17 protein-coding genes and 1 riboswitch are annotated in these 21,578 nt (G+C 72.4%); of the genes, 6 read left to right on the forward strand and 11 right to left on the reverse strand.

The window, feature by feature from the left end:
- The first annotated feature begins 36 nt into the window (after positions 1–36).
- Both Aau02nite_RS28240 and Aau02nite_RS28245 read left to right on the forward strand, forming a co-directional pair.
- The gene (locus tag Aau02nite_RS28240) at positions 37–843 is read left to right on the forward strand and encodes a lytic polysaccharide monooxygenase (RefSeq protein WP_212991627.1); all 807 of its coding nucleotides are present in this window, start codon (positions 37–39) and stop codon (positions 841–843) included.
- Between the two features lie 23 nt (positions 844–866).
- A complete protein-coding gene (locus Aau02nite_RS28245) occupies positions 867–1,427 on the forward strand; it encodes a DUF305 domain-containing protein (protein WP_212991648.1) in 561 nt (186 codons plus the stop codon).
- A gap of 197 nt (positions 1,428–1,624) precedes the next feature.
- On the opposite strand, the gene Aau02nite_RS28250 is transcribed toward Aau02nite_RS28245, so the two are convergent.
- Genes Aau02nite_RS28250 through Aau02nite_RS28260 form a run of 3 tightly spaced genes read right to left on the reverse strand, consistent with a single transcriptional unit; the run spans position 1,625 to position 6,019 of the window.
- Positions 1,625–2,479: an ABC transporter permease gene (locus tag Aau02nite_RS28250; RefSeq protein ID WP_212991628.1), complete on the reverse strand. Its 855-nt coding sequence runs from the start codon at positions 2,477–2,479 to the stop codon at positions 1,625–1,627.
- On the reverse strand, positions 2,476–5,268 hold the full coding sequence (locus Aau02nite_RS28255; protein ID WP_212991629.1) for an alpha/beta fold hydrolase: 2,793 nt from the start codon (positions 5,266–5,268) through the stop codon (positions 2,476–2,478). The genes Aau02nite_RS28250 and Aau02nite_RS28255 overlap by 4 nt, the downstream gene beginning before the upstream one ends.
- Positions 5,269–5,314: 46 nt before the next feature.
- Positions 5,315–6,019, reverse strand: coding sequence for a hypothetical protein (locus tag Aau02nite_RS28260; protein ID WP_212991630.1), 705 nt, complete (start codon positions 6,017–6,019; stop codon positions 5,315–5,317).
- 78 nt (positions 6,020–6,097) lie between these two features.
- Here Aau02nite_RS28260 and Aau02nite_RS28265 point away from each other — a divergent pair, with 78 nt between their 5' ends.
- On the forward strand, positions 6,098–8,311 hold the full coding sequence (locus Aau02nite_RS28265; RefSeq protein WP_212991631.1) for an AAA family ATPase: 2,214 nt from the start codon (positions 6,098–6,100) through the stop codon (positions 8,309–8,311).
- On the opposite strand, the gene Aau02nite_RS28270 is transcribed toward Aau02nite_RS28265, so the two are convergent.
- The 4 genes from Aau02nite_RS28270 to Aau02nite_RS28285 all read right to left on the reverse strand — a co-directional run bounded on the left by Aau02nite_RS28270 (position 8,308) and on the right by Aau02nite_RS28285 (position 12,548).
- Positions 8,308–8,691 (reverse strand): DUF3263 domain-containing protein, encoded by a 384-nt coding sequence (locus tag Aau02nite_RS28270; RefSeq protein WP_438841180.1) that lies wholly within the window; start codon positions 8,689–8,691, stop codon positions 8,308–8,310. The two genes, Aau02nite_RS28265 and Aau02nite_RS28270, sit on opposite strands and share 4 nt — an antisense overlap.
- 37 nt (positions 8,692–8,728) lie before the next feature.
- A complete protein-coding gene (locus Aau02nite_RS28275; RefSeq protein WP_212991633.1) occupies positions 8,729–9,736 on the reverse strand; it encodes an ABC transporter permease subunit in 1,008 nt (335 codons plus the stop codon).
- Positions 9,733–10,728 (reverse strand): ATP-binding cassette domain-containing protein, encoded by a 996-nt coding sequence (locus Aau02nite_RS28280; RefSeq protein ID WP_212991634.1) that lies wholly within the window; start codon positions 10,726–10,728, stop codon positions 9,733–9,735. The genes Aau02nite_RS28275 and Aau02nite_RS28280 overlap by 4 nt, the downstream gene beginning before the upstream one ends.
- Positions 10,729–10,829: 101 nt before the next feature.
- Positions 10,830–12,548, reverse strand: coding sequence for a carbohydrate-binding domain-containing protein (locus Aau02nite_RS28285; protein WP_212991635.1), 1,719 nt, complete (start codon positions 12,546–12,548; stop codon positions 10,830–10,832).
- Positions 12,549–12,714: 166 nt separating this feature from the next.
- Positions 12,715–12,854, forward strand: a riboswitch (SAM riboswitch).
- 11 nt (positions 12,855–12,865) lie between these two features.
- Here Aau02nite_RS28285 and thrC point away from each other — a divergent pair.
- Both thrC and Aau02nite_RS28295 read left to right on the forward strand, forming a co-directional pair.
- Complete coding sequence (gene thrC, locus Aau02nite_RS28290; protein WP_212991636.1) at positions 12,866–14,146, forward strand: threonine synthase; 1,281 nt, start codon at positions 12,866–12,868, stop codon at positions 14,144–14,146.
- A 239-nt stretch (positions 14,147–14,385) separates the two neighbouring features.
- Entirely contained in the window at positions 14,386–15,330 is a 945-nt protein-coding gene (locus Aau02nite_RS28295; RefSeq protein WP_212991637.1) for a GNAT family N-acetyltransferase, read from the forward strand.
- Here the strand turns inward: Aau02nite_RS28295 and Aau02nite_RS28300 are convergent.
- Together Aau02nite_RS28300 and Aau02nite_RS28305 are read right to left on the reverse strand one after the other, a co-directional pair.
- Positions 15,269–15,760: a hypothetical protein gene (locus tag Aau02nite_RS28300; protein ID WP_212991638.1), complete on the reverse strand. Its 492-nt coding sequence runs from the start codon at positions 15,758–15,760 to the stop codon at positions 15,269–15,271. The two genes, Aau02nite_RS28295 and Aau02nite_RS28300, sit on opposite strands and share 62 nt — an antisense overlap.
- On the reverse strand, positions 15,760–16,278 hold the full coding sequence (locus Aau02nite_RS28305; RefSeq protein WP_212991639.1) for a GNAT family N-acetyltransferase: 519 nt from the start codon (positions 16,276–16,278) through the stop codon (positions 15,760–15,762). The genes Aau02nite_RS28300 and Aau02nite_RS28305 overlap by 1 nt, the downstream gene beginning before the upstream one ends.
- Positions 16,279–16,624: 346 nt before the next feature.
- On the opposite strand from Aau02nite_RS28305, the gene groL reads away from it, so the two are divergent.
- Positions 16,625–18,247 carry a chaperonin GroEL gene (gene groL, locus Aau02nite_RS28310; RefSeq protein ID WP_212991640.1) on the forward strand — a complete coding sequence of 541 codons (1,623 nt, stop codon included), beginning with the start codon at positions 16,625–16,627 and terminating at the stop codon, positions 18,245–18,247.
- A 931-nt stretch (positions 18,248–19,178) separates the two neighbouring features.
- Here the strand turns inward: groL and Aau02nite_RS28315 are convergent.
- Positions 19,179–20,297 (reverse strand): GNAT family N-acetyltransferase, encoded by a 1,119-nt coding sequence (locus tag Aau02nite_RS28315; protein ID WP_246595502.1) that lies wholly within the window; start codon positions 20,295–20,297, stop codon positions 19,179–19,181.
- An 11-nt stretch (positions 20,298–20,308) separates the two neighbouring features.
- Positions 20,309–21,541, reverse strand: coding sequence for an MFS transporter (locus Aau02nite_RS28320; RefSeq protein WP_212991641.1), 1,233 nt, complete (start codon positions 21,539–21,541; stop codon positions 20,309–20,311).
- Positions 21,542–21,578: the final 37 nt, after the last annotated feature.

Below are 21,578 nucleotides of genomic sequence, written 5' to 3' on the forward strand. Positions count from 1 at the left end.
TGTCCGCACCGCTCGACACGTTGGGAGACCAAGACGATGCGCAGGTCCATCGCTTATCCGCTGGTGGCACTCGGAGCCCTCGGCTCGACACTGGTCGGTGCCGCGCCCGCCCTCGCGCACGGCTACGTCTCCGCCCCGCCGAGCCGGCAGGCCCTGTGCGCGTCCGGCGCGGTCGCCAACTGCGGGCAGATCCAGTTCGAGCCGCAGAGCGTCGAGGGTCCCAAGGGGCTCCGCTCGTGTGACGGCGGCGTGGCCGGCTTCTCGGTGCTGTCCGACGAGAGCCGCAACTGGCCGGCCAAGGCGGTCGGCTCCACGGTCACCTTCACCTGGGTGATGACGGCCCGCCACCGCACCAGCAACTGGGAGTACTTCATCGGCGACAAGAAGGTCGCCACGGTCGACGGCGGCAACGCCCAGCCGGATGCGGTAGTCACCCACAACATCGACCTGAGCGCGTTCCCGGGCAAGCAGAAGGTGCTCGCGGTCTGGAACATCGGTGACACGGTGAACGCGTTCTACAGCTGCATCGACCTCAACGTGGGCGGCAGCAGCGGCGGCTCCGGCGGTACGACGCCCACCACCGCACCGACGACGAAGGCGCCCACGACGGCACCGACGACGAGCGCGCCGACCACCGCGCCGACGACCACCGCCCCGACCCGCACCTCGGCCCCGGCCGTACCGATCGGCGAGAGCGGTGCCGCGTGGGCGCCGGGCGTCGCGTACCGGACCGGCGACAAGGTGACCTACGAGGGCAAGACCTACCAGTGCCGCCAGTCGCACTCGGCCATCCGCAGCTGGGAGCCGTCGATCTACACCCTCGCCCTCTGGCTGCCGCTGTGAAGTACCGCTACGCGACAGTCCTGATGGCAGGCGCCCTGCTGCTCGGCGCCTGCGGCACGGCCAAGGAAGCGCCGGTGACCGAGGTCGCGGCGGCCCAGGCGGCGGTGCAGGCCGAGGGCGGCCACAACGACACCGACGTGATGTACCTGCAGATGATGGTGGCCCACCACGAGCAGGGCCTGGAGATGGTCCGCCTCGCCGAGGAGCGCGCCGGGCGGCCCGAGATCCGTACCCTGGCCAAGGCCATCGACGTCACCCAGGCCGACGAGGTCGAGCTGATGACCGGCTGGCTGAAGCAGTGGTCGGCCCCGACCGAGGTGGACCACGCCCCGAGCGCCCACGCCGACCACGGCGGCCTCCCGGCGACCGGGGACGAGGAGATCGCGGCTCTGAAGAAGGCGAAGGGCGCGGCGTTCGAGACGGCGTTCCTGAACCTGTTCGTCGCCCACCAGCACAACGCGGTGGAGATGGCCCAGCTGGTGACGACCAAGGGCAGCAACGCCGAGACCAGGGCCTTCGCGGACCGGGTCAAGGCGTCGCGGGCCGACCAGATCAAGCAGATGCTCCAGCTCATGAACGGCTGAAGCACCCCGCGGACCGGCGGCGGCTCACCTGGCGGGGTGGGCCGCCGCCAATGCATTCACCACTCCTGGTCTGCGCCTCGGACGGTCCGGCCGAGCGGTACGCAGCATGCAGCTCCGTTCTGTAGCCGTAACCGTTGCCGCGGTGGCAGCGATGTCGATGCTGGTGACCACCCCGGCGGCCGGTGCCCCAGCCCCGGCTAGGAGGTGATGTCCTTGCGGGTGAAGCGGTAGAACGCCAGCGACCAGAAGATCGTCGCGTAGCAGACCGCCGAGATGGCGCCCTTCACCACGTCGTCCGTCTGCATCGGGGTCGACAGCAGGCCCAGCCAGGCGTCGCTGTAGTGGGTCGGCAGGAAGTCCCGGATCGAGCCCAGCGCCGTGATCTGGTCCAGGATGCCGGACAGGATCCACAGCAGCACCGCGCCGCCGACCGCGCCCAGGGCCGCGTCGGTCAGGACCGACAGCAGGAACGCCAGGCCGGCCACGACCAGCAGGACCACCGCCAGGTAACCGAGGATGGCCAGCAGGCGCACCACGCCCTCGCCGGCCGGGATCTCCGCCGCCACCGTGCTGCCCAGCGGATGCCAGCCGTAGCGCAGGGTGCCGATCAGCAGGGCGGTACCGGCCAGGGTCAGCAACGCCAGCAGCGAGTAGCCCAGCGCCACGATCAGCTTCACGCCCAGCAGCCGGGCCCGGGGGACCGGGACGGCCAGCAGATACCGCAGGCTGCCCCAGCTCGCCTCGCTCGCCACCGTGTCGCCGCAGAACAGCGCGACCACCACGACCAGCAGGAAGCCCGCCGACACGAAGATGCTGAACAGGGCGAAGTTCAGCCCGCCGGAGGTGGCCAGGTCGACCAGGCTGGCGAACGCCCCGCCGCCGTTGTCGTCGTCGCCGTCCCCGCCGAACTCGAACGCCAGCAGGATGATCACCGGCAGCAGGGCCATGAAGCCCAGGGCCAGCTGGGTCCGGCGGCGGGAGGCCTGCCGGCGTACCTCGGCCAGCAACGGCATGGTCGCCGTCGCCCGGTAGCCCGTCGCAGCCGCGCTCATCGGTCTCCACTTCCTCGCGAGTTGTCGCCCACCAGGGCCAGGAACGCGTCCTCCAGGCGCCGCCGCGGCACCACCCGGTCCACCCCGACCCCGGCGCGCACCAGCGAGGCGACCACCTCGGTACGCGGCGTGCCGTTCATGTCCACGATCAGCCCGGAAGCTCCCTCCGGCGTCACCGACCGCACGTTCAGCCCGGCCAGCACCAGCTCGGCGGCCGGTACGTCGGACACCTCGAGCTGCACCGACGGGCTGTCACCGACGATGTCGTCGACCGGTCCGTCCGCGACGATGCGGCCCTTGTTCACCACCACCGCGTGCGTGCAGGTCTGCTCCACCTCGGCCAGCAGGTGGCTGGAGACCAGCACCGCGCGGCCGTCGGTGGCGTAGCGCTTGAGCACGCGGCGCATCTCGGCGATCTGCGGCGGGTCCAGCCCGTCCGTGGGCTCGTCCAGCACCAGCAGCTCGGGCAGGCCCAGCATCGCCTGGGCGATGGCCAGCCGCTGCCGCATGCCGTGGCTGTAGTTCTTCGTCTTGCGGTGCACCGAGTCGCCGAGCCCGGCGATCTCCAGTGCCTCGTCGAAGCGGGCGTCCGCAGCCGGCCGGCCCGTCGCCTGCCAGTAGGCGTGCAGGTTCTGCAGCCCGGTGAGATGCGGCAGGAACCCCGGTCCCTCGACCAGCGCGCCGACCCGCGACAGCACCGGCGAGCCGGGCTCGAGGCGGTGCCCGAACACCAGCGCGTCGCCCTCGGTCGGCATGGTCAGGCCCATCAGCACCCGCAGCGTGGTCGTCTTGCCCGCGCCGTTGGGGCCGAGCAGGCCGACCACCTGGCCGCGCTCGACCGTGAAGTCGACCCGTTCCACGGCGACGAAACCGTCCCCGTACGCCTTGCGCAGGCCCCGCACGACCAGCGGCGTCTCGGCGTACTCGTCGACCGTGGGGGCCTCGTGGCGGCGCAGCCGGCGGTGGCGCACGGCCAGGACCACGACGAGCCCGGCGACGACGACCGCGAGCACGCCCAGCAGCACGTACCGCCAGACGACCTGGGGGTTGGCGATCGGCGTGCCCGCCGCGGTGGGCAGGCTGACCGCCGGCTCGACCGCCACGGTGTAGGTCGCCGGGTCCGGCGGCGTCAGGAACGCCTGGTCCGAGGTCGCCACCGTGACCCGGACGGTGTGCCCGGCGTCGATCCGGCGCACGATCGCGGGCAGCGTCACGGTGACCGGCTGGGCCGCGCTCACGTCGGTGGGCAGCCCGGTGAGCCGCACCGGGGCGATCAGACCGCCGCTGAGGGTGGCGGTGCCGTTCGGGTCGACGTCGTAGAGCTTCACGAACAGCGTCGCCGAGCCGGTCGGAGAGGCCGCCCGCAGCCGGACCGTGGGCGCGCCGACCACCTCGATCGCGTCCGTGACCGGGGCCGAGTCGAACTCGGCGTGCTGGCCGGCCAGGTCACCGGCCACGCTGCCGAGCAGCGAGCTGAGCTGGCCGCCCACGCCGGGTAGTGAGGACAGCGCGCCCGGATTGCCGTTCGGCGGGTTGGCGATCTGCTGGGCGTCGCCGCTGACGGTGACCTCGGCCCGGCCGGTCCCGGTCAGGCCCGGGTACGTCGGATCGGAGTACCCGTTGGTGACCAGCCCCCGGTCCAGCGCGCTGAAGCCGGCCACCCGCGAGTAGGTGAAGCTGGTCGCCGGGGTGGCGCCGTCCTTCTTCACGTAGTGGTCGAGCCACTGCGCGGTGAGGAACTTGGTGCGGTCCTGGTCGGTCTGCGGGCCGGAGCCGCCGTCGTGGCCGCCGGTGAACCAGGCCACCCGGACCGGCGTGCCCGTCGCCGCGATGCCCTTGGCGTTGGCGTCGGCCTCCGAGAGCGGGAACAGCGTGTCCACCGCGCCCTGGATGAGCAGCGTGGGCGCCTTGATCTTGTTGAGCACCGGCGCCGGGCTGGAGCGCTGCAGCAGCGCGGTGGTCGCCGCGTCCGGGATGCCGGTGGTGGCCATCTTCAGGTACGCCGCGCAGACGTCAGCGGCGAAGCGGCCGCAGGCCGGGTTCGCCACCGGGGCCACCGGGGCTTCCCCCGCGCCACCGGTCAGGGGCGACGGGCCGCCGCCGGCTCCCAGCGGTCCCGAGCCGCTGCCGAAGAAGAGGCCCGCCCAGTTCTTCTTGAAGACGCCGGGGGCGGTGACGCCGTTCGCGGACTGCGGGAAGAACGCCTTGCCGAGATCGTTCCAGGTGATCAGCGGGACGATCGCGTCCACCCGCGGGTCCTGGGCGGCGAGCAGCAGCGCCAGGGCGCCGCCGTACGAGCCACCGACCACGCCGACCCGCGGGTCCCCGTCCGCGTCGGTCCGCACCCGCGGCTGGGTGGCGAGCCAGTCCAGCAGCCGCTGCGCGTCCTTGACCTCGTAGTCCGGGCTGTCCAGGTGGATCTCCCCGCCGCTGCGGCCGAAACCGCGGGCGGTCCAGGTCAGGACGGCGTACCCGCGGTCGGCCAGGGACTCGGCGTCGTCGCTGACGGATTCCTTGCTGCCGCCGAAACCGTGGCCGAGCAGCACCGCCGGCACGTCGCCGTCGCCGGACGGCAGGTACAACCGGGTGTCCAGGTCGATCGGCTCGGTGCCGGACGGGCCGGAGAGCACGGTCAGGCGCTGGTCGACCGCGGTCCAGGAGTGACGCTCGGGCAGGGCGGCCCAGCCGACGAGGGCGGCGATCAGGACGAGGGCCACCGAACCGGCCACCACCCGCCGCCGCGTCACTCGGGGCAGGGCACGGCGGAGCCGGGTCGTGAGGGCAGACATGCGGCCCACGCTAGCCGCGGGCCGCTGAGCGGGAGCTGTGAACGTCCTAGCAGCCCTGCTTGTCGGTGTAGAAGAACTGCACGGCCGGGGCGGCACCGGCGTCGATCGAGGTCACCTTGTCGTCCTCGATCCGGAACAGCAGGGCGTTGCCGCCGTCGACCGCGTACCAGGCGCTGGCGCCGACCCAGTCGTCGAGCTGCTTGCCGCCGGGGTACATGCCCTTGAGGTTCGGGTAGCCGGTGCCGACCTTGGCGCCCGCCGGGGTGGTCACCTTCGGGCTGGTCACGGTGAGGCGCTGGAGCTTGCCGCCGGCGAACGCCAGGGCCGGCGTGTGGTACTCGCCCAGGCCCCTGGCCGTCGTGCAGGTGTCCTTGGTCTTGGTGACCTTGCCGACCAGGTCGGCCGACGTCAGCTCGCTCTGCCGGATGCCGACCTGGTACGGGCCGATCCCGGCGGCGGTCAGCACGGCGGGGGAGCTCGCGGGCTTGCCGGCCGGCCCCTGCGCGGCCCCGCCGCCCTTCTTCGGTGGCTTGGCGGCGGACGTGCCCTCGGTGGCCGGCGCGCCGGGGGCGGCCGAGGAACCCGGTGCGGCCGAGGCTCCGGGACCACCCAGCCCGCCGTCGGCGGAGGGCCCCGCGGAGGCGACCGGTGCCTGGGCGGCGGGCGCCGTGTCGCCGGAGTCGTCACCGCACCCGGCGGTCCCCAGCAGAGTCAGCGTGACTACGGCCAAAGTGGCGTGACGAAGCCTCATCGCGGTGGTGCCTCCCCGGGCGGCGTACGGCGGCTAGCGTGTCAACCTAGTCCCCTCGTCCAAACGGAGGCCTTCCCGGTGCCAGACGACCTCACGCTGACCGTGACCCAGCGGACAGCGGCCCTCGACGCGCGTCGCGGCATCGTCCGCCTGCACCCCGAGGTGATGGCCGCGCTCGCCATCAACCCCGGGGATCCGCTGCGCCTGGCCGGCCGGCGAACCACCGCGGGGCTCGCCGCGCGGGCCGAGCCGACGGCGAGCCGGGCCCTGCTGTACGCCGACGACCTGATCATCGGCAACCTGGGGTTGCGCGACGGCGGCCAGGTGACCGTGACGCCCGTACCGGTCGTCCAGGCGCGGCGGGTGACGCTGACCGGCCCGCCCGAGGTCGTCGCCGTGGTGTCGCCGGAGATGCTGCGCCTGGCGTTGCTGGGCAAGGTGGTCACCGCGGGCGACAACGTCTCGCTGCTGCCGCAGGACGTGCTGCTGGACGCGGGCAACCGGTCGCTGGTCGAGGCCGCCCGGCGCAGCCTGGCCAACCGGGTCGGCTACGCCTGGACCAGCACGCTGCTCACGGTGGTCGCGGTCGAGGACGCCGACGCGGTGCTGGTCACGATGGACACTGTGGTCGGCTGGCAGGACGGACAGTTCTCGACCGTACGGCAACAGCCGGCGCCCACCGCCACGACGGCCCGCCGGCCCGCGTCCACCGACCCGGAGACGCCTCCGCCCAGCCTGGACGACCTGCCCGGGCTGCGTACCCAGGCCCAGGAGCTGATCGAGCTGCTCGACCTCGGCTTCCACCACGGCGAGGTGCTCGGCCGGCTGGGCACCACGGTGTCGCTGGGGGTGCTGGTGACGGGCCCGGCCGGCTCGGGCAAGTCGGCGCTGGTGCACGCGGTCGCGGCGAACGTCGGCGCGACCGTGCTGCCGGTCTGGGGGCCGGAGCTGGCCGCGCTGACCAACGACTCGGCCGCGGGCCGGCTGCGGGAGCTGGCCCGGGACGCCCGCGCGGACGGTCCGACCGTGCTGCTGATCGCGGACGTCGAGGCGCTCGCGCCGCGCGACGATCCCGGCCCGCTGGCGACGGTGTTCCGGCAGGTGCTCGGTGAGCTGCTGCGCGCCGGTGGCGCGGTGGTCTGCACGACGAGCCGGCCGGAGGCGGTGGATCCCGGGCTGCGCTCGCCGGACCTGCTGGCCGTGCAGCTCGCGGTGCCGTTGCCGGACGCGGCGATGCGGCGCGAGCAGCTGCGGGTGCTGACCCGGGGCATGCCGCTGGCCGAGGACGTGCGGCTGGACGACATCGCCGGGCGTACCCCCGGTTTCGTCGCCGCCGACCTGGGCGCGCTGGCCCGGGAGGCCGGGGTACGCGCAGCGCTCCGCCAGAAGGAGGCCGAGTCGCCGACCGTGACCATGGCCGACTTCGAGGCGGCGCTGGACGTGATCCGGCCGACCTCGATGGCCGAGTCGACGCTGGAGGTGGCCCAGGTCACGCTGGACGACGTCGGTGACATGGCCGAGGTGAAGCAGACGCTGACCGAGTCGGTGCTGTGGCCGCTGACCTATCCCGACACGTTCGCCCGGCTCGGGGTGCAGCCGCCGCGCGGTGTGCTGCTCTACGGCCCGCCCGGCTGCGGCAAGACCTATCTGGTCAAGGCCATCGCCGGCACCGGCAAGGCCAACGTGCTGTCGGTCAAGGGCGCCGAGCTGCTCAACAAGTGGGTCGGGGAGAGCGAGCGGGCGGTCCGGGAGCTGTTCCGCCGGGCCCGGGAGGCGGCGCCGACCCTGGTCTTCCTGGACGAGGTGGACGCGCTGGCGCCGACCCGCGGCCAGTCCACCGACGGCGGCACGACCGACCGGGTGGTGGCCGCGCTGCTGACCGAGCTGGACGGCGTGGAGTCGCTGCGCAACGTCGTGGTGATCGGCGCGACGAACCGGCCCGACCTGATCGACCCGGCGCTGCTGCGGCCCGGCCGGCTGGAACGGCTGGTCTTCGTGCCGCCGCCGGACGGCGAGGCGCGGGCGGCCATCCTGCGTGCCTCGGCGAAGTCGGTGCCGCTGGACAGCGCGGTCGACCTGGACGAGCTGGGCGCGGAGCTGGAGGGCTTCTCGGCCGCGGACTGTGCCGCGCTGATCCGCGAGGCGGCACTGTCGGCGATGCGGGAGTCGCTGGACGCCTCCACGGTCACCGCCGAGCATGTGGCGACCGCCCGCAAGCGGGTGCGGGCCTCGCTCGACCCGGTGCAGGTCGCGTGGCTGGAGGCCTACGCCTCCACGCACGCCCCCGGCTAACGGCGACGGGTGCGGGCCCGGGTCGAGCGCAGCCGGCGCAACCGGCCGATCAGGACCGGGTCGTGGGCCAGCGCGGCCGGGTTGTCCAGCAGGCCGTTGAGCAGCTGGTAGTAGCGCGTCGAGGAGAGGCCGAAGGCGTCGCGGACGGCCTGTTCCTTGGCGCCGGCGTGCTTCCACCACTTGCTCTCGAACGCGAGGATCTGCACCTCGCGCTCGGTGAGGGCGGGCGCTTCGGCGGCAGGCTCAGCCGGGGTCTCCTCGCGGGGCGCGGGGACCTGCTGCTGGTTGAGAGAGGCGTCGGGCTGCATGGCGCTCCTGGGCGGTGGGAGAGCACGCACAGATGTACGAAGGGGATCGTCAGCATAGTGGCAGCCGGCGATCCCCGCCGTCCGTGAGTGCCGATGCAGCGAAGCTACCTTAAGTGACGTCCCGGCTACGCATAGTCCACATGGCTGCCCCCACAATGAGGAGCACCACCGCCGCGAGCACTCCGCCGGCCATCGGCCAGGTGATGGTGATCGTGGCCGGCTCACACCCGCTGGTGCTGGAGTAGTCGCACGAGTTCCAGTCGGTGGCCACGGCCGACTTGTCCATCCAGGCCAGGGCCCACACCGGCACCAGGTACGCCTCCGCGAACGGCACCTTGGCCAGCGACAGCACGGTGCCGAGGCCGAACTGGAACACGATGATCGCCCCGATCGCCGCGCCCAGCGCCATCGCCGTGTGCCGGCCCAGTGAGGCGAGGCCGAAGCCCACCGCGCCCGCCGCCAGCACCAGCACCATCCCGCGCAGCTCCATGAGCAGGATGGACTGCCAGGCGCCGGAGGTCATCCCGGCCAGCGTGCCGCGCAGCTGGGCGGTCAGCACGAACAGCCCGGTCCACGCCGCCGAGACCACCACCGTGAAGACGCCCAGGCTCACCAGCAGCGCGGCCAGCTTGGTGCCCAGTACCTGCAGCCGCCGCGGCCGCCACAGCAGCAGATTCATCATGCCGCCGCTGCTCCACTCGGCCCCCACATAGGTCGCGCCGATCACGAAGGCCATCACCGCCAGCAGCGCGGCGAGTGCGGTCACCAGGAAACCGAACTGCTCGCGGAAGTCGAACATCGGGTCCATGTACCACTCGGCGCGGAAGTCCTCCCGGGCCGGCTGGTAGATCTGGTCGCAGGGCGGATAGTTCTGGGCCGCCGGCGTGCCCTGCGCGGCCTGGCAGTCCGCCGTCTCCTTGCTCGCCTGCTGCACGGCGAACTGGTACTGGCTGTCGGCCTCGGCCTGCGCCGCGGCGAGCCGCTCGGGTGAGGCCTTGTGGTTGGTGAAGAACATGCCGGCGACGATCGCGGCCAGCACGAGCAGCGTGCCGAGCACGAAGAACCGGGTGAAGCGGCGCTTGGTCAGCCGCCGGGTCTCGGCCGTGTAGAGGCTCACTGTCCCCACCCGCCGTTGACCGTCGGGGCGGGAGCGGCGGCGGACTCGTCCACCTGGCGGTGCTCGCCCTCGACCGGTGCGGTGCCGGTGAGCTCGAGGAAGACGCTCTCCAGGTCGACCGCGACCGGGGCCAGCTCGCTGACGTAGATGCCGCGGGCGGCGAGCGTACGGGTGATCGCGCTGGGGTGCGCGAGCCCGCTGACCATGAGGTGGTCCGGCTCGACGACGACCTGGGCGCCGATCTCGCGCAGCGCGCCGGCCGAACCGGTCAGGTCGGCGACCGACTCGACGCGGACCCGGACCGCGGAGGCGGCGTGCTGGGCCAGCACGTCGGCGACGCTGCCGGCGGCCACCCGGCGCCCGGCGGAGATGATCGTGACGGAGTCGCAGATGAGCTGGATCTCGCCGAGGATGTGGCTGGAGAGCACCACGGTCATCCCCGACTCGGCCAGGTTGCGCATCAGCGTGCGCATCTCCCGGATACCGCCGGGGTCCAGGCCGTTGGCCGGCTCGTCCAGGATCAACAGCTGCGGGTTCTTGAGCAGGGCGGACGCGACGGCGAGGCGTTGCTTCATGCCCAGTGAGTAGGTCTTGACCCGGTCGCCGGCCCGGTCGCGCAGCCCGACCAGCTCCAGCACCTCGTGCACCCGGGCCCGTTCGACGCCGCCCGCGTCGGCGAGCAGGGAGAGGGTGTCGCGCGCGGAGAAGTTGCCGAAGAACTGCGGGCTCTCCACGATGGCGCCGACCAGGCCGGCGACCTCGGGCAGGGCCTGCGGCACCTCCCGGCCGAGCAGGGCCATCCGGCCGCCGTTCGGCCTGATCAGACCGAGCAGGGTGCGCAGCGTGGTGGTCTTGCCCGAGCCGTTGGGCCCGAGGAAGCCGTGCACCTGACCGGCCTCGACCACCATGTCGAAGCCGTCCAGCGCCCGGCGCACTCCCTTGCGGCTGCGATAGGTCTTGCGCAGGCCCTGTATCTCGAGGACGGCATTCACGCCGTCACCCTATGCAGACTCCGCCACCCATCCGCGGCGAAACGGACCGTGACCCCGCCCGGGGGGACAGCAGGCGAGGTCACGGCCGGTTCGAGGGCGGATCAGGCGCGGCCGCTACCGGCCGTCACCGAGGCCACCTGGGTGCCGGACAAGGGGCCGCCCAGATGGAGGCCGCCGCCCGCGTCCGTGCCCGACACCGAGCCGCCCGTGTAGATCCGGTACGACGTGCCCCGGGTCAGCGAGCTCAGGTCGAACAGCACGCCCTTGAACACGCGGGTGCTGCGGAACGAGGCCAGCTGGGTGCCGGACGCGGTGGCCAGGTGCACGATCGTGCCGGCCGGCTGGTTCGCGCCGAACGAGTACGCCACCCACGCCTGGCCGCCGGACGGCAGCCGGCTGGTCGACGCGGTCAGGCCGGTGGCCAGGATCGAGCCGCCGGTCATGGTCAGCGCGCCGTTGGAGTCCAGCCCGCCCTCGCCGCCGCCGCGGGTCGGTGAGCCGTTCGCGATGACCGTCCCGCCGGAGATGGCCAGGATGCCGTTGGAGTCGAGGCCGTCCGTGCCGCCGCTGACCGTCACGGTGCCACCGGTGATCCTGATGAAGGCGTTGGGCGCGACCTGCATCTCGTTCACGCCCTCCTCGGCGGCGTTCACCGCGTCGTCGGTCGCGGTCACCGTGACCGTGCCGCCGGCGAGCGTGGTCTGCATGGCTTCCAGGCCCTCGTACGACCTGGTCACGGTCACGGTGCCGGCCGAAACGGTCAGGGCGGTGTCGGCGTGCACCGCGTCGTCGCCGCTGGCCACCGTCAGCGCGCCGCCGTCGACGGTGATCAGGTTGTTGGAGTTGATCCCGTCGTCGGACGCGTTCAGGTCCAGCTGCCCGTCGCTGACCACCACGCTGACGCCGGCCTTGACGGCCTTGGTGGAGGTCTCGCCCGGGGCCGTGGTGCTGCCCCCGCCGGTCGTCGCGGTCAGGCTGCCGCCGGCGACGATGACGTCGGTGGTCGCGCTGACGCCGTCACCGGCGGGTGCGGTGAGGGTACGGGCACCGCCGGCCAGGTAGACGTACCCCTCGGCGGCGTCGGCCGTCTCGTCGGACTTGATCGCGTCGCCGCCGGCCGTGACGCCCAGCGTGCCGCCGGTGTGCACGACGTAGTCCTGGCCGCGGACGCCGTCGTCCTTGGCCGTCACGGTGATCGTGCCCGAGTCGATGACCAGGCCGTCGTCGCTGGCGATGCCGTCGGCGGCGTTGCCGGTGACGCTCAGCGACCCGGTGCCGGTGATGGTGAGGTCGGCGGCGCTGGACAGGGCGGCCCCCGGATTCACCGCGGTCGTGTACGTCGCCGGATCGGTGAGCCGGTTCGTGGTCCCGTCGGCCAGCACCACCATGACCTCGTCGGCGGCGACCACCGACAGCGGCGCGGTGCCCGAGTCGGCGATGGTAACCCCGTTGAGGATCAGCCGTACCAGGCCGGTCCCGGTGCTGTTGACGACGATCCGCCCGTCGCTCAGCGAGCCGGTGAAGCGGTAGGTGCCGGCGGCGGTGACCGTGACAGTGCTGCCGCTGATCGTGACGCCGCTGCTGGTGGACGTGGCGCCGGAGCCGGTCAGGGTCACGGCGGCGACGGCCGGCTCGCTCCAGACGTGGTCGGCCGGGTCGTCGTGGTCGGGGGCGTTCGCGGCCAGTGCCTGTGCCGCGGCGGGGCCTGCGGCGAGCACGACCGGGCCGGCGCCCTGGGCGGCGGCGCCCGGGGTGAGGGCCAGGGCGCCGGCGAGGGCGGCGGTCAGGACGGGGGAACGGTGCAACAAATTCATGGGCATCAATAGATGGTAGGACCGGAGCGCGCGTTCCGACCTCAGGGGTTGCGGTGAATCAATCGAGCGATGTCGATCAATGGGCACGCTGTCCGGGAGCTTAAGCTCACACCTCGGGATGCTTGGCAGCGCTTTGGCCGCCCACGCCGTAAGGTGTGGGGCACAACTGAATACCTCATCCAGAGGGGCTGAGGGAACGGCCCGATGACGCCCCGGCAACCACCACACATGTCTCGATGACGAGGCCCACCGTGTGGCAGGTGCTAATTCCGTCCCCACGCGCGTCCACCGACGCCGGGGGAAAGATGAGAAGGAGCCTCATTGTGACGTCCACCGTCGACGCCCCCCGCCAGTCCACCAGCCCCGCCCGCGCGCTCGTGTGCCGTGGTTGCGGCGCCGAGTTCCCGCTCGCCGCGCAGCACGCCTGTTACGAGTGTTTCGGCCCCCTCGAGGTCGCCTACGACCCCGCCGCGCTGGCCGCGGTCACCCGCGAGCAGATCGAGGCCGGCCCGCAGAACATCTGGCGCTACGCCGCCCTGCTGCCCACCGGCCAGGACCCGGCCACCCGCGTCACCCTCGACCCGGGCCTGACCCCGCTGGTCAGCGCCGCCGCGCTGGCCGCCGAGGTCGGCCTGCGGGCCCCGCTGTGGGTCAAGGACGACTCGGCCAACCCGACCCACTCCTTCAAGGACCGGGTCGTCTCGGTGGCCCTCACCGCCGCCCGCGAGCTGGGCTTCACCCGCTTCGCCTGCGCCTCGACCGGCAACCTGGCCAACTCCGTGGCCGCGCACGCCGCCCGGGCCGGGGTGCCGTCGATCGTGTTCATCCCGGGCGACCTGGAGCAGGGCAAGGTCATCACCACCGCGGTGTACGGCGGCGAACTGGTCGCCATCGACGGCTCCTACGACGACGTCAACCGGCTCTGCGGCGAGCTGGTCGAGACCGACGAGTTCGAGGACACCGCCTTCGTCAACGTGAACGTGCGGCCTTTCTACGCCGAGGGTTCGAAGACTCTGGGTTACGAAGTGGCCGAGCAGCTCGGCTGGCGGATCCCGGCCCAGGTGGTCGTGCCGATGGCCAGCGGCGAGCTGCTCACCAAGATCGACAAGGCGTTCTCCGAGCTGGTGGAGATCGGCCTGGTCGAGGCCCCCGAGGGCGGCTGGACCGTCTTCGGCGCCCAGTCGGCCGGCTGCAACCCGATCGCCACCGCCCTGCACAACGGCACCGACCAGATCATTCCGGTGAAGCCGACCGGCATCGCCAAGTCGCTGAACATCGGCGACCCGGCCGCCGGCTCGTACGCCATCGAGGCCGTGACCCGCACCGGGGGCTGGATGGACTACGCCGACGACGACGAGATCCGCGACGCCATCCAGCTGCTCGCCCGCACCACCGGCGTGTTCGCCGAGACCGCCGGCGGCGTGACCGTGGCCGTGCTCAAGAAGCTGGTGGCCAGCGGCAAGCTCGACCCGGACAAGGAGACGGTCGTCTACAACACCGGCGAGGGCCTCAAGACGCTGGACGCCGTCGCGGGCCAGGTGGGACCGACCCACCGGATCAAGCCGTCGCTGCGCGGCGCCCGGGATGCCGGCCTGCTCGGGTGACACACAGTAGTCAGCACTCTGCCTAACGTCGAGAATTCCTACCCGCGAGGACTTGCGCGGGGATCTCCGGGTCGGCAGGATGCTCTACGCGGGAGGACGCGACGCCGTACGTGGCCCCACTTTCGAGCTTGGCGACAATCTCCTAGGGGCCCAACGACCCAGTGCCGGAGGCGCTGTGCGCGCGTCCTCCCGACCAAATCTCAGTCGCGGTCGGAGAGCCGGCGGCGCAGGCTGTCGGGATGCTGCGGATAGTCCCCCTCACCGACGAGCGGGCGGCCTACGCGATCGACCTGGCCGCCGCCGAAGCCGACACCCCCGACATCCCGTTCCGATCCTTCGAGACCTATCGTGCCCGGCTGCGACACGAGTGGCCCGGCAGCAAGACGGAGCAGTACCTCGCCGTCGACGACGGGACCCCGGTCGGCCACCTCGAGCTGTTCCTGCCGCAGCTCGACAACCTGGCCAACGTCATCGTGGAGCTCTTCGTCCACCCGGACCACCGCCGCCGGGGAGCCGGGCGGGCCCTGCTCACCTTCGCGACACGGCGCACCACCGAGCTCGGCCGCCGGCACCTGATCGGCGAGGCTGTGGCGGCCGATGCCTTCGCGAAAGCCGCGGGTGCGATCCCGGCCCTGGTGGAGATCCGCAGCCGGCTCGACGTCACGGGCCCCCTGCCCGACGACAGTCCCGCGGCGGCCGGCTACCGGCTCGTGCGATGGACTGACGAGGCGCCGGCGGAACTGCTGGACGACATCGGCTACCTGGACAGCCGGCTCAACGACGACGCGCCCACCGGCGACCTGGCCGTGGAGTCCGAGAAGGTGGACGCGGCCCGGGTCCGTGCGGCCGAGGAGACACTGCGCCTGCGCAGGCGTACGACGTTCCACACCGGCGCGGTGCACGAGGACAGCGGGCGGCTCGTCGCCTGGACGATGATCGCCGGCGAGAACGACACCGGCTGGCACGCGTGGCAGAACATCACCATCGTCGACCCGGACCACCGCGGGCACGGCCTCGGGCTGACGATCAAGAACCACAACCTGCGGTACGCCCGTACGGCCCGCCCCGGTCTGCGGGCGATCGACACCTCCAACGCGGAGGAGAACGAGCACATGATCCGGATCAACCGGGCGATGGGCTTCCGGCCGGTGGATCGCTGGACCCAGTGGCAGCTGACCGTCTGAACCGGCGCAGCCCCGGCCGCAGCGGGGCCTCCCGGTAACCGCCGTGCGCCAGGCCCGCGTGCCGCTCGAACGCGTTGCGCGTGCCGTACGTGCCGGTCATCGCCCACGAGTAGCCGCAGGACAGCCAGTACGCCGGCCAGAACAGCGGGCCGAGGACGGCGTACTGCCCGGCGTGCCGGCGCTCGTGGGCCAGCAGCGCGGCGCGGCTCTCGTCCAGCAGCCACTCGGCCGTACGCCGGGTGATGATCACCGAGCCGATCGTGAAGCAGGTCGCGGGCGGCACCCTGCGCCGGTAACCCTCCGCGATCAGGATCCCGCCGGGACCGCGGCGCACCCTGGCCCCGGTCAGCACAGCGACGCCCAGGCCGACCAGCGTGGTGCCGTTCACGGCGGTCAGGGCGGTGCGGGCCAGCGGCCACCGGGCGCCCATCAGGCCCGCCGGCGCATCTGCAGCTCCAGCAGGCCCGGGATCACCGGATGCGGCACCCGTACGCCGGTGTCCTCGAAGCCCAGCCGCTCGTACGCCCGGACCGCGCGGTCGTTGCCGACCACGACCTCCAGCATCAGCTCGCCGCGGCCCATCGCCACCGACCACTCGGCCACCGCCTCGACCAGCTCGCGCAGCACGCCCCGGCCGCGGTGCGCGGGTGTGATGTAGACCGCGAAGACGACCGTCGCGCGCGGGTCCTCGGGCAGCACCGTGCCGCCCGCGTGGCCGATCAGCCGGCCCCCGGGGTCGGCCACGAACTGGGCCAGCTGGCCGCCGGTCGACGCCTGCGCGATCCGGCGCCGGTAGTCGGCGTGCGGCCGGGCGGCGGCCTGGGCCAGCGTCTCCAGGAAGGCCAGCGGGCTGTCGGCCAGCATCTCCAGTCGCAGCGCACGCATCCGGCCCGCGTCCGCGGGAGTGACCCGGTGCACGGTCATGGTGGGCGCGACAGTGCTGGTCATGCTGCCCTGCCTACCTCGTCGCCCAGGTGGGGGCAAGTCGGACGCCGATATGCGACCGCCGGGGGCACCCCCGCGCGTGGTCCGTTCTGCTTGCACTCGCCCCGGCAGAGTGCTAAACAAGTGATTGGCACTCGCGCCACGTGAGTGCCAGCAGGTCGGGACGGTGGGGTCACGGCTGCGGCACCGCCATCGGTGCCGGGGCACGGGACCGGTCGTCGCGGGCTTTCCGGCTCGGCCTGAGGACGGACGTCACATCGCCAGGTGGTGACGTCCGCATGGTTCTCAACGTGCGGAATGCGGGGCCGGACCGGCCCGGCGCCGCGAATGTCCAGGAGGACAAAGCCGTATGGCCAAGATCATCGCATTTGACGAGGAAGCTCGTCGCGGCCTCGAGAGTGGTATGAACCAGCTCGCCGACGCCGTCAAGGTGACGCTCGGCCCCAAGGGCCGCAACGTCGTGCTCGAGAAGAAGTGGGGCGCTCCCACCATCACCAACGATGGTGTGTCGATCGCCAAGGAGATCGAGCTCGAGGGGACCTTCGAGAAGATCGGCGCCGAGCTGGTCAAGGAGGTCGCCAAGAAGACCGACGACGTGGCCGGCGACGGCACGACGACGGCGACCGTGCTGGCCCAGGCGCTGGTCCGCGAGGGCCTGCGTAACGTCGCGGCCGGCGCGAACCCGATGGCGCTCAAGCGGGGCATCGAGGCTGCAGTCGCCTCTGTCTCCGAGGAGCTGACCAAGATCGCCAAGGACGTGGAGACCAAGGAGCAGATCGCCTCCACCGCGTCCATCTCCGCCGGTGACTCCACGGTCGGCGAGATCATCGCCGAGGCGATGGACAAGGTCGGCAAGGAAGGCGTCATCACCGTCGAGGAGAGCAACACCTTCGGGCTCGAGCTGGAGCTCACCGAGGGCATGCGCTTCGACAAGGGCTACATCTCGGCGTACTTCATGACCGACGCCGAGCGCATGGAGGCCGTCTTCGACGACCCCTACATCCTCATCGCGAACAGCAAGATCTCCGCGGTGAAGGACCTGCTCCCCGTCCTCGAAAAGGTGATGCAGGGCGGCAAGCCGCTCATCATCATCGCCGAGGACGTCGAGGGCGAGGCCCTGGCCACCCTGGTCGTCAACAAGGTCCGTGGCACCTTCAAGTCCGTCGCCGTCAAGGCCCCGGGCTTCGGTGACCGCCGCAAGGCCATGCTGGACGACATCGCCATCCTCACCGGTGCGACCGTCGTCAGCGAAGAGGTCGGCCTCAAGCTCGACGCCGCCGACCTGAGCCTGCTGGGCCAGGCCCGCAAGGTGGTCATCACCAAGGACGAGACGACCATCGTCGACGGTGCCGGCAACGCCGAGCAGATCCAGGGCCGGGTCAACCAGATCCGCGCCGAGATCGAGAAGTCGGACTCCGACTACGACCGCGAGAAGCTGCAGGAGCGCCTGGCCAAGCTGGCCGGCGGCGTTGCGGTCATCAAGGTCGGCGCGGCCACCGAGGTCGAGCTCAAGGAGCGCAAGCACCGCATCGAGGACGCCGTTCGCAACGCGAAGGCGGCCGTCGAGGAGGGCATCGTCCCCGGTGGTGGCGTCGCCCTCGTGCAGGCCGGCAAGACCGCGTTCGACAAGCTCGACCTGACGGGCGACGAGGCCACCGGAGCGAACATCGTCCGGGTCGCGCTCGACGCCCCGCTGCGCCAGATCGCCGTCAACGCCGGCCTCGAGGGCGGCGTCGTGTCGGAGAAGGTGCGCAACCTGGAGTTGGGTCACGGCCTGAACGCCGCGACCGGCGAGTACGTCGACCTGCTGGCCGCGGGCATCATCGACCCGGCCAAGGTCACCCGTTCGGCGCTGCAGAACGCCGCGTCGATCGCCGCCCTGTTCCTCACGACCGAGGCGGTCGTGGCGGACAAGCCGGAGAAGAACCCGGCTCCGGCCGGTGCTCCGGGTGGCGGGGACATGGACTTCTAAGTCCTTCGCTTTTTTACGCAGGGGCGGGTCGCTTTCGGGCGGCCCGCCTTCTGCTTTGTCTCTGCTCCGCTTCGCATGGCTTCTGCTGGTTGCATGGCTTCTGCTGGTTGCATGGGTTCTGCTGGTTGCATGGTGGGGCTTGGGGGCGGGGATGCCCCACGCAGCCCGTCAAGCTTGATATCTGCGTGGGTCATCCCCGCCCCCAAGCCCGTTGTGGCTGGGCTTGCTGCTTTTGCGCGGTCTTAGTTCTTTCCGCGGGTCCTGCCTGGCTCTGCCCGCCCGCGCGTCCAGCTCTGCCCGGCCTGTCCTGCCTACCCGGCATGCCTGGCCCTCCCGCCGTGCGTCCAGGCTCTGCCCGGCCTACTTGGTCCTGCCCGCCCGGGCAGCTCTGCCCGGCCTGCCCGGCTCGGCTTGCCTGGTACTGCCCGCCCGGTCCGTCCGCCCTGCCGGCCGTACTGTCCGGTCCGCCGTGCCCGGTCCCCTTGCCCGGCCCCGCCCGGTCCGTCCGCTCTGCCGGCCGCACTGTCCGGTCCGCCGTGCCCGGTCCGCCCGGTCCGCCCCGTCCGGCCTGGCCTGGCTGTGTCCTGCCCGTCCGGCCTGGCCCGTCATGCTCGGCTAGCCCAGCCCAGCCCAGCCCAGCCCAGCCCGCCCGGTCCGCTCCGCCCGGCCTGCCTAATCCTGCCCGCCCTGGCCCGCCCTGGCCTTGGCCGCCCTGCCCGGCCTGCCGGTCCGCTCCGCCTGGCCTGCCTGGTCCTGCCCACCCGGCCTGGCCCGCTCGGTCCGCCCCGGTCCTGGTCGCCCGGCGCTGCTTATCGGCTTGGCTCTGGGCGGCGGCCACTCATGGCTTGGGAGCCGTGCCAGCCGCCTTTGTCGGTGGGCGGGCTGCCGTGCGGCCGTTCGGCGCGCCATTCGTGCGGTTGGGTGGGGTGGGTTAGAGCTGTTTGCGGTACAGGAGGAAGACGCGTTCTACTCGGGCGGCTACGGCTTTGGCGTAGAACGGGAGGGGGCCGACCCAGCCGATCTGGACCTGGTTGTGGCCGGCGGCTCTCTGGTCGGCGAGGCAGCGGCGTAGCAGCAGGGCGCCTATTCCAGAGCCGCGGGCGGCCGGTGCGGTGCCCATCGGGCCGAACCAGGACGGGCGGGACGAGCCGTAGGCGGCGAAGCCCAGGATCGTTCCGTCCTTGGCCAGCGCCAGGTGGCAGCCGGCCTGGTCGCGGCCGACCGAGTGGGTGATCTCGCCGGCCCAGCCCTCGCCGAAGTTCGCCAGGGTGAACCGGACCAGGGCCGGGACGTCCTCGGCGCCCGCTCGGCGGATGGTGATGCCCTCACCGGCCAGGCGTGCCTCGTCGTCGGCCGTTGCGCCCGGTGCTGCCCCGGAGGCTTCCGCCGTCAGGTCCACGGTCATGTTCCAGGCGGGCTGGTCCTGTTCGAAGCCGAAGGCCATGGCCGCGCAGATCGCCGGGGTGTAGCGGACGTCGATGCCGGGCCAGGCGTAGTACGGCGCGTTGCCGGCGATCACCACGTCGCCTGCCCCCAGTCCGGCCAGCGCACCCTCGACCCGGGACACCAGCGCCCGGGCCACGCCCCGGCGCCGCTCCTGCGGGTCCACGGCGATCAGATCGACGTGGCCGATCGAACGGTCCCGGTGTGACACCGAGCCCAGCACCACGCCGATCACCCGGCCGCCGGTCACCGATACCGGCTCGCCGGAGAGCGCCGCACCGGCCGCAGCCGAGCCCACGCCGGCCGCAGCCGCGTCAGCCGGGCCTGCAGAGGCCGGGCCTGCAGAAGCGGAGCCTGCAGAAGCGGAGCCTGCGAAAGCCGAGCCTGCGAAAGCCGGGTCCGCGTCGGCTGAGCGGAGGGCGATGAAGCCGGTGATTCTGCGGGGAGTGGGCGACCAGCCTTCCGTGCCGGTGGTCTCGCGCAGGCGCAGCACGATCTCCGCGGCCTCGGCGGCGTCCTCCGGCAGGTCCAGGGCGGTCCGGCAGAGGGCCACCACGGCGGGTACGTCGTCGTCGGTCAGTTCGGAGATCCAGAACTCGCTGTCCACAACCGCCGAACCTACCCAACGGCCGCCTCCCGCTCCGGTGTGGTCGGCTCCAGCAGATCGCGGCGGCCGCGTACGGGGGAGAACAGCAGCGCGAGCGGTGCGGCCAGCGCGGCCACCGCGACGATCAGCAAGGTGGTCCGGGCGCCGAGCGGTCCGGCCAGCGCACCCGCCACCAGGCCGCCGACCGGGATGGCGCCCCAGGAGACGAACCGGACCGTGGCCATGACCCGGGACAGCAGCTCCGGCGGGCTGGCGATCTGCCGGTACGTGCGGGTGGTCACGCTGAAGACGCACACGGTGCCGGCGAAGATCAGGACGCCGGCGGTGAAGCCCAGGTACGCCACCCAGCCGGTGCCCAGGGGGATGACGAAGGCGGCGGCGGCCTCCACGAAGCCGAGGATGATCAGGCCGCGGGCGGTGCCGAGCGCGTTGGTGGCCCGGGTGGTCAGCGCCGCCCCGATCAGGGTGCCGAGGCCGTCCACGGCCAGCAGCAGGCCCACCACGCCGGGCGGGGCGTGCAGCTCCCGGACCAGGTAGAGCGGGAAGAGCGTGAGGTGGGCGCCGCAGACGAATTTCAACGCGGTGGCCGACCACATGGCCGGGCCCATCATCGGGTGCCTGGTCACGTACGCCCAGCCCTCGCGGATCATCGCGCCCATCGCGGCCGGCTGGTCCGGGCGGTGTCCACGGCGGGGCGGCAGGGTCCGGAGCAGCGCCGCCGACACGAGGTAGCTGGCCGCGTCGATCAGCAGCGTCGGCACCGCGCCGAGGACCTGCACGGCGAGGCCGCCGAGCGAGGGGCCGGCGAGCTGGGTCGTGGCGTGCGTGCCGGACGTGAGGCTGTTGCGGGACTGCAACTGGTCGCGGCTGACGATCTCGGGCAGGAACGTGGTGTTGGCGACGAAGAAGATCACGTGCGCGAAGCTGAGGGTCAGGGCCACGACGACCAGCTGGGTGACGCTGAGCACGCCGAGCCACCAGGCGACCGGGATCGACGTGACGGCCAGCGCGCGGACGAGGTCCGCCCCGACCTGGGTGCCGCGCAGCGGGAGCCGCTGCACGATGACCCCGGCGGGCAGCCCGATGGCCAGCCAGGCGACGTAGCCGGCGGCGGCGATCAGGCCCATCTCGAACGGGGTCGCGTCGAGGACCGCGAGCGCGGTCAGCGGCAGGGCCACCCCGCCGACGGCCGAGCCGAGATCACTGCTGGTGCCGGCCGCCCACCACCGCCAGAACACGCTCACGGTCCCCGCCCCCCGTTCGAGTAAGTTCCATTTTGGA

The sequence above is a fragment of the Actinoplanes auranticolor genome (genome assembly GCF_018332655.1).
Classification (GTDB): domain Bacteria; phylum Actinomycetota; class Actinomycetes; order Mycobacteriales; family Micromonosporaceae; genus Actinoplanes; species Actinoplanes auranticolor.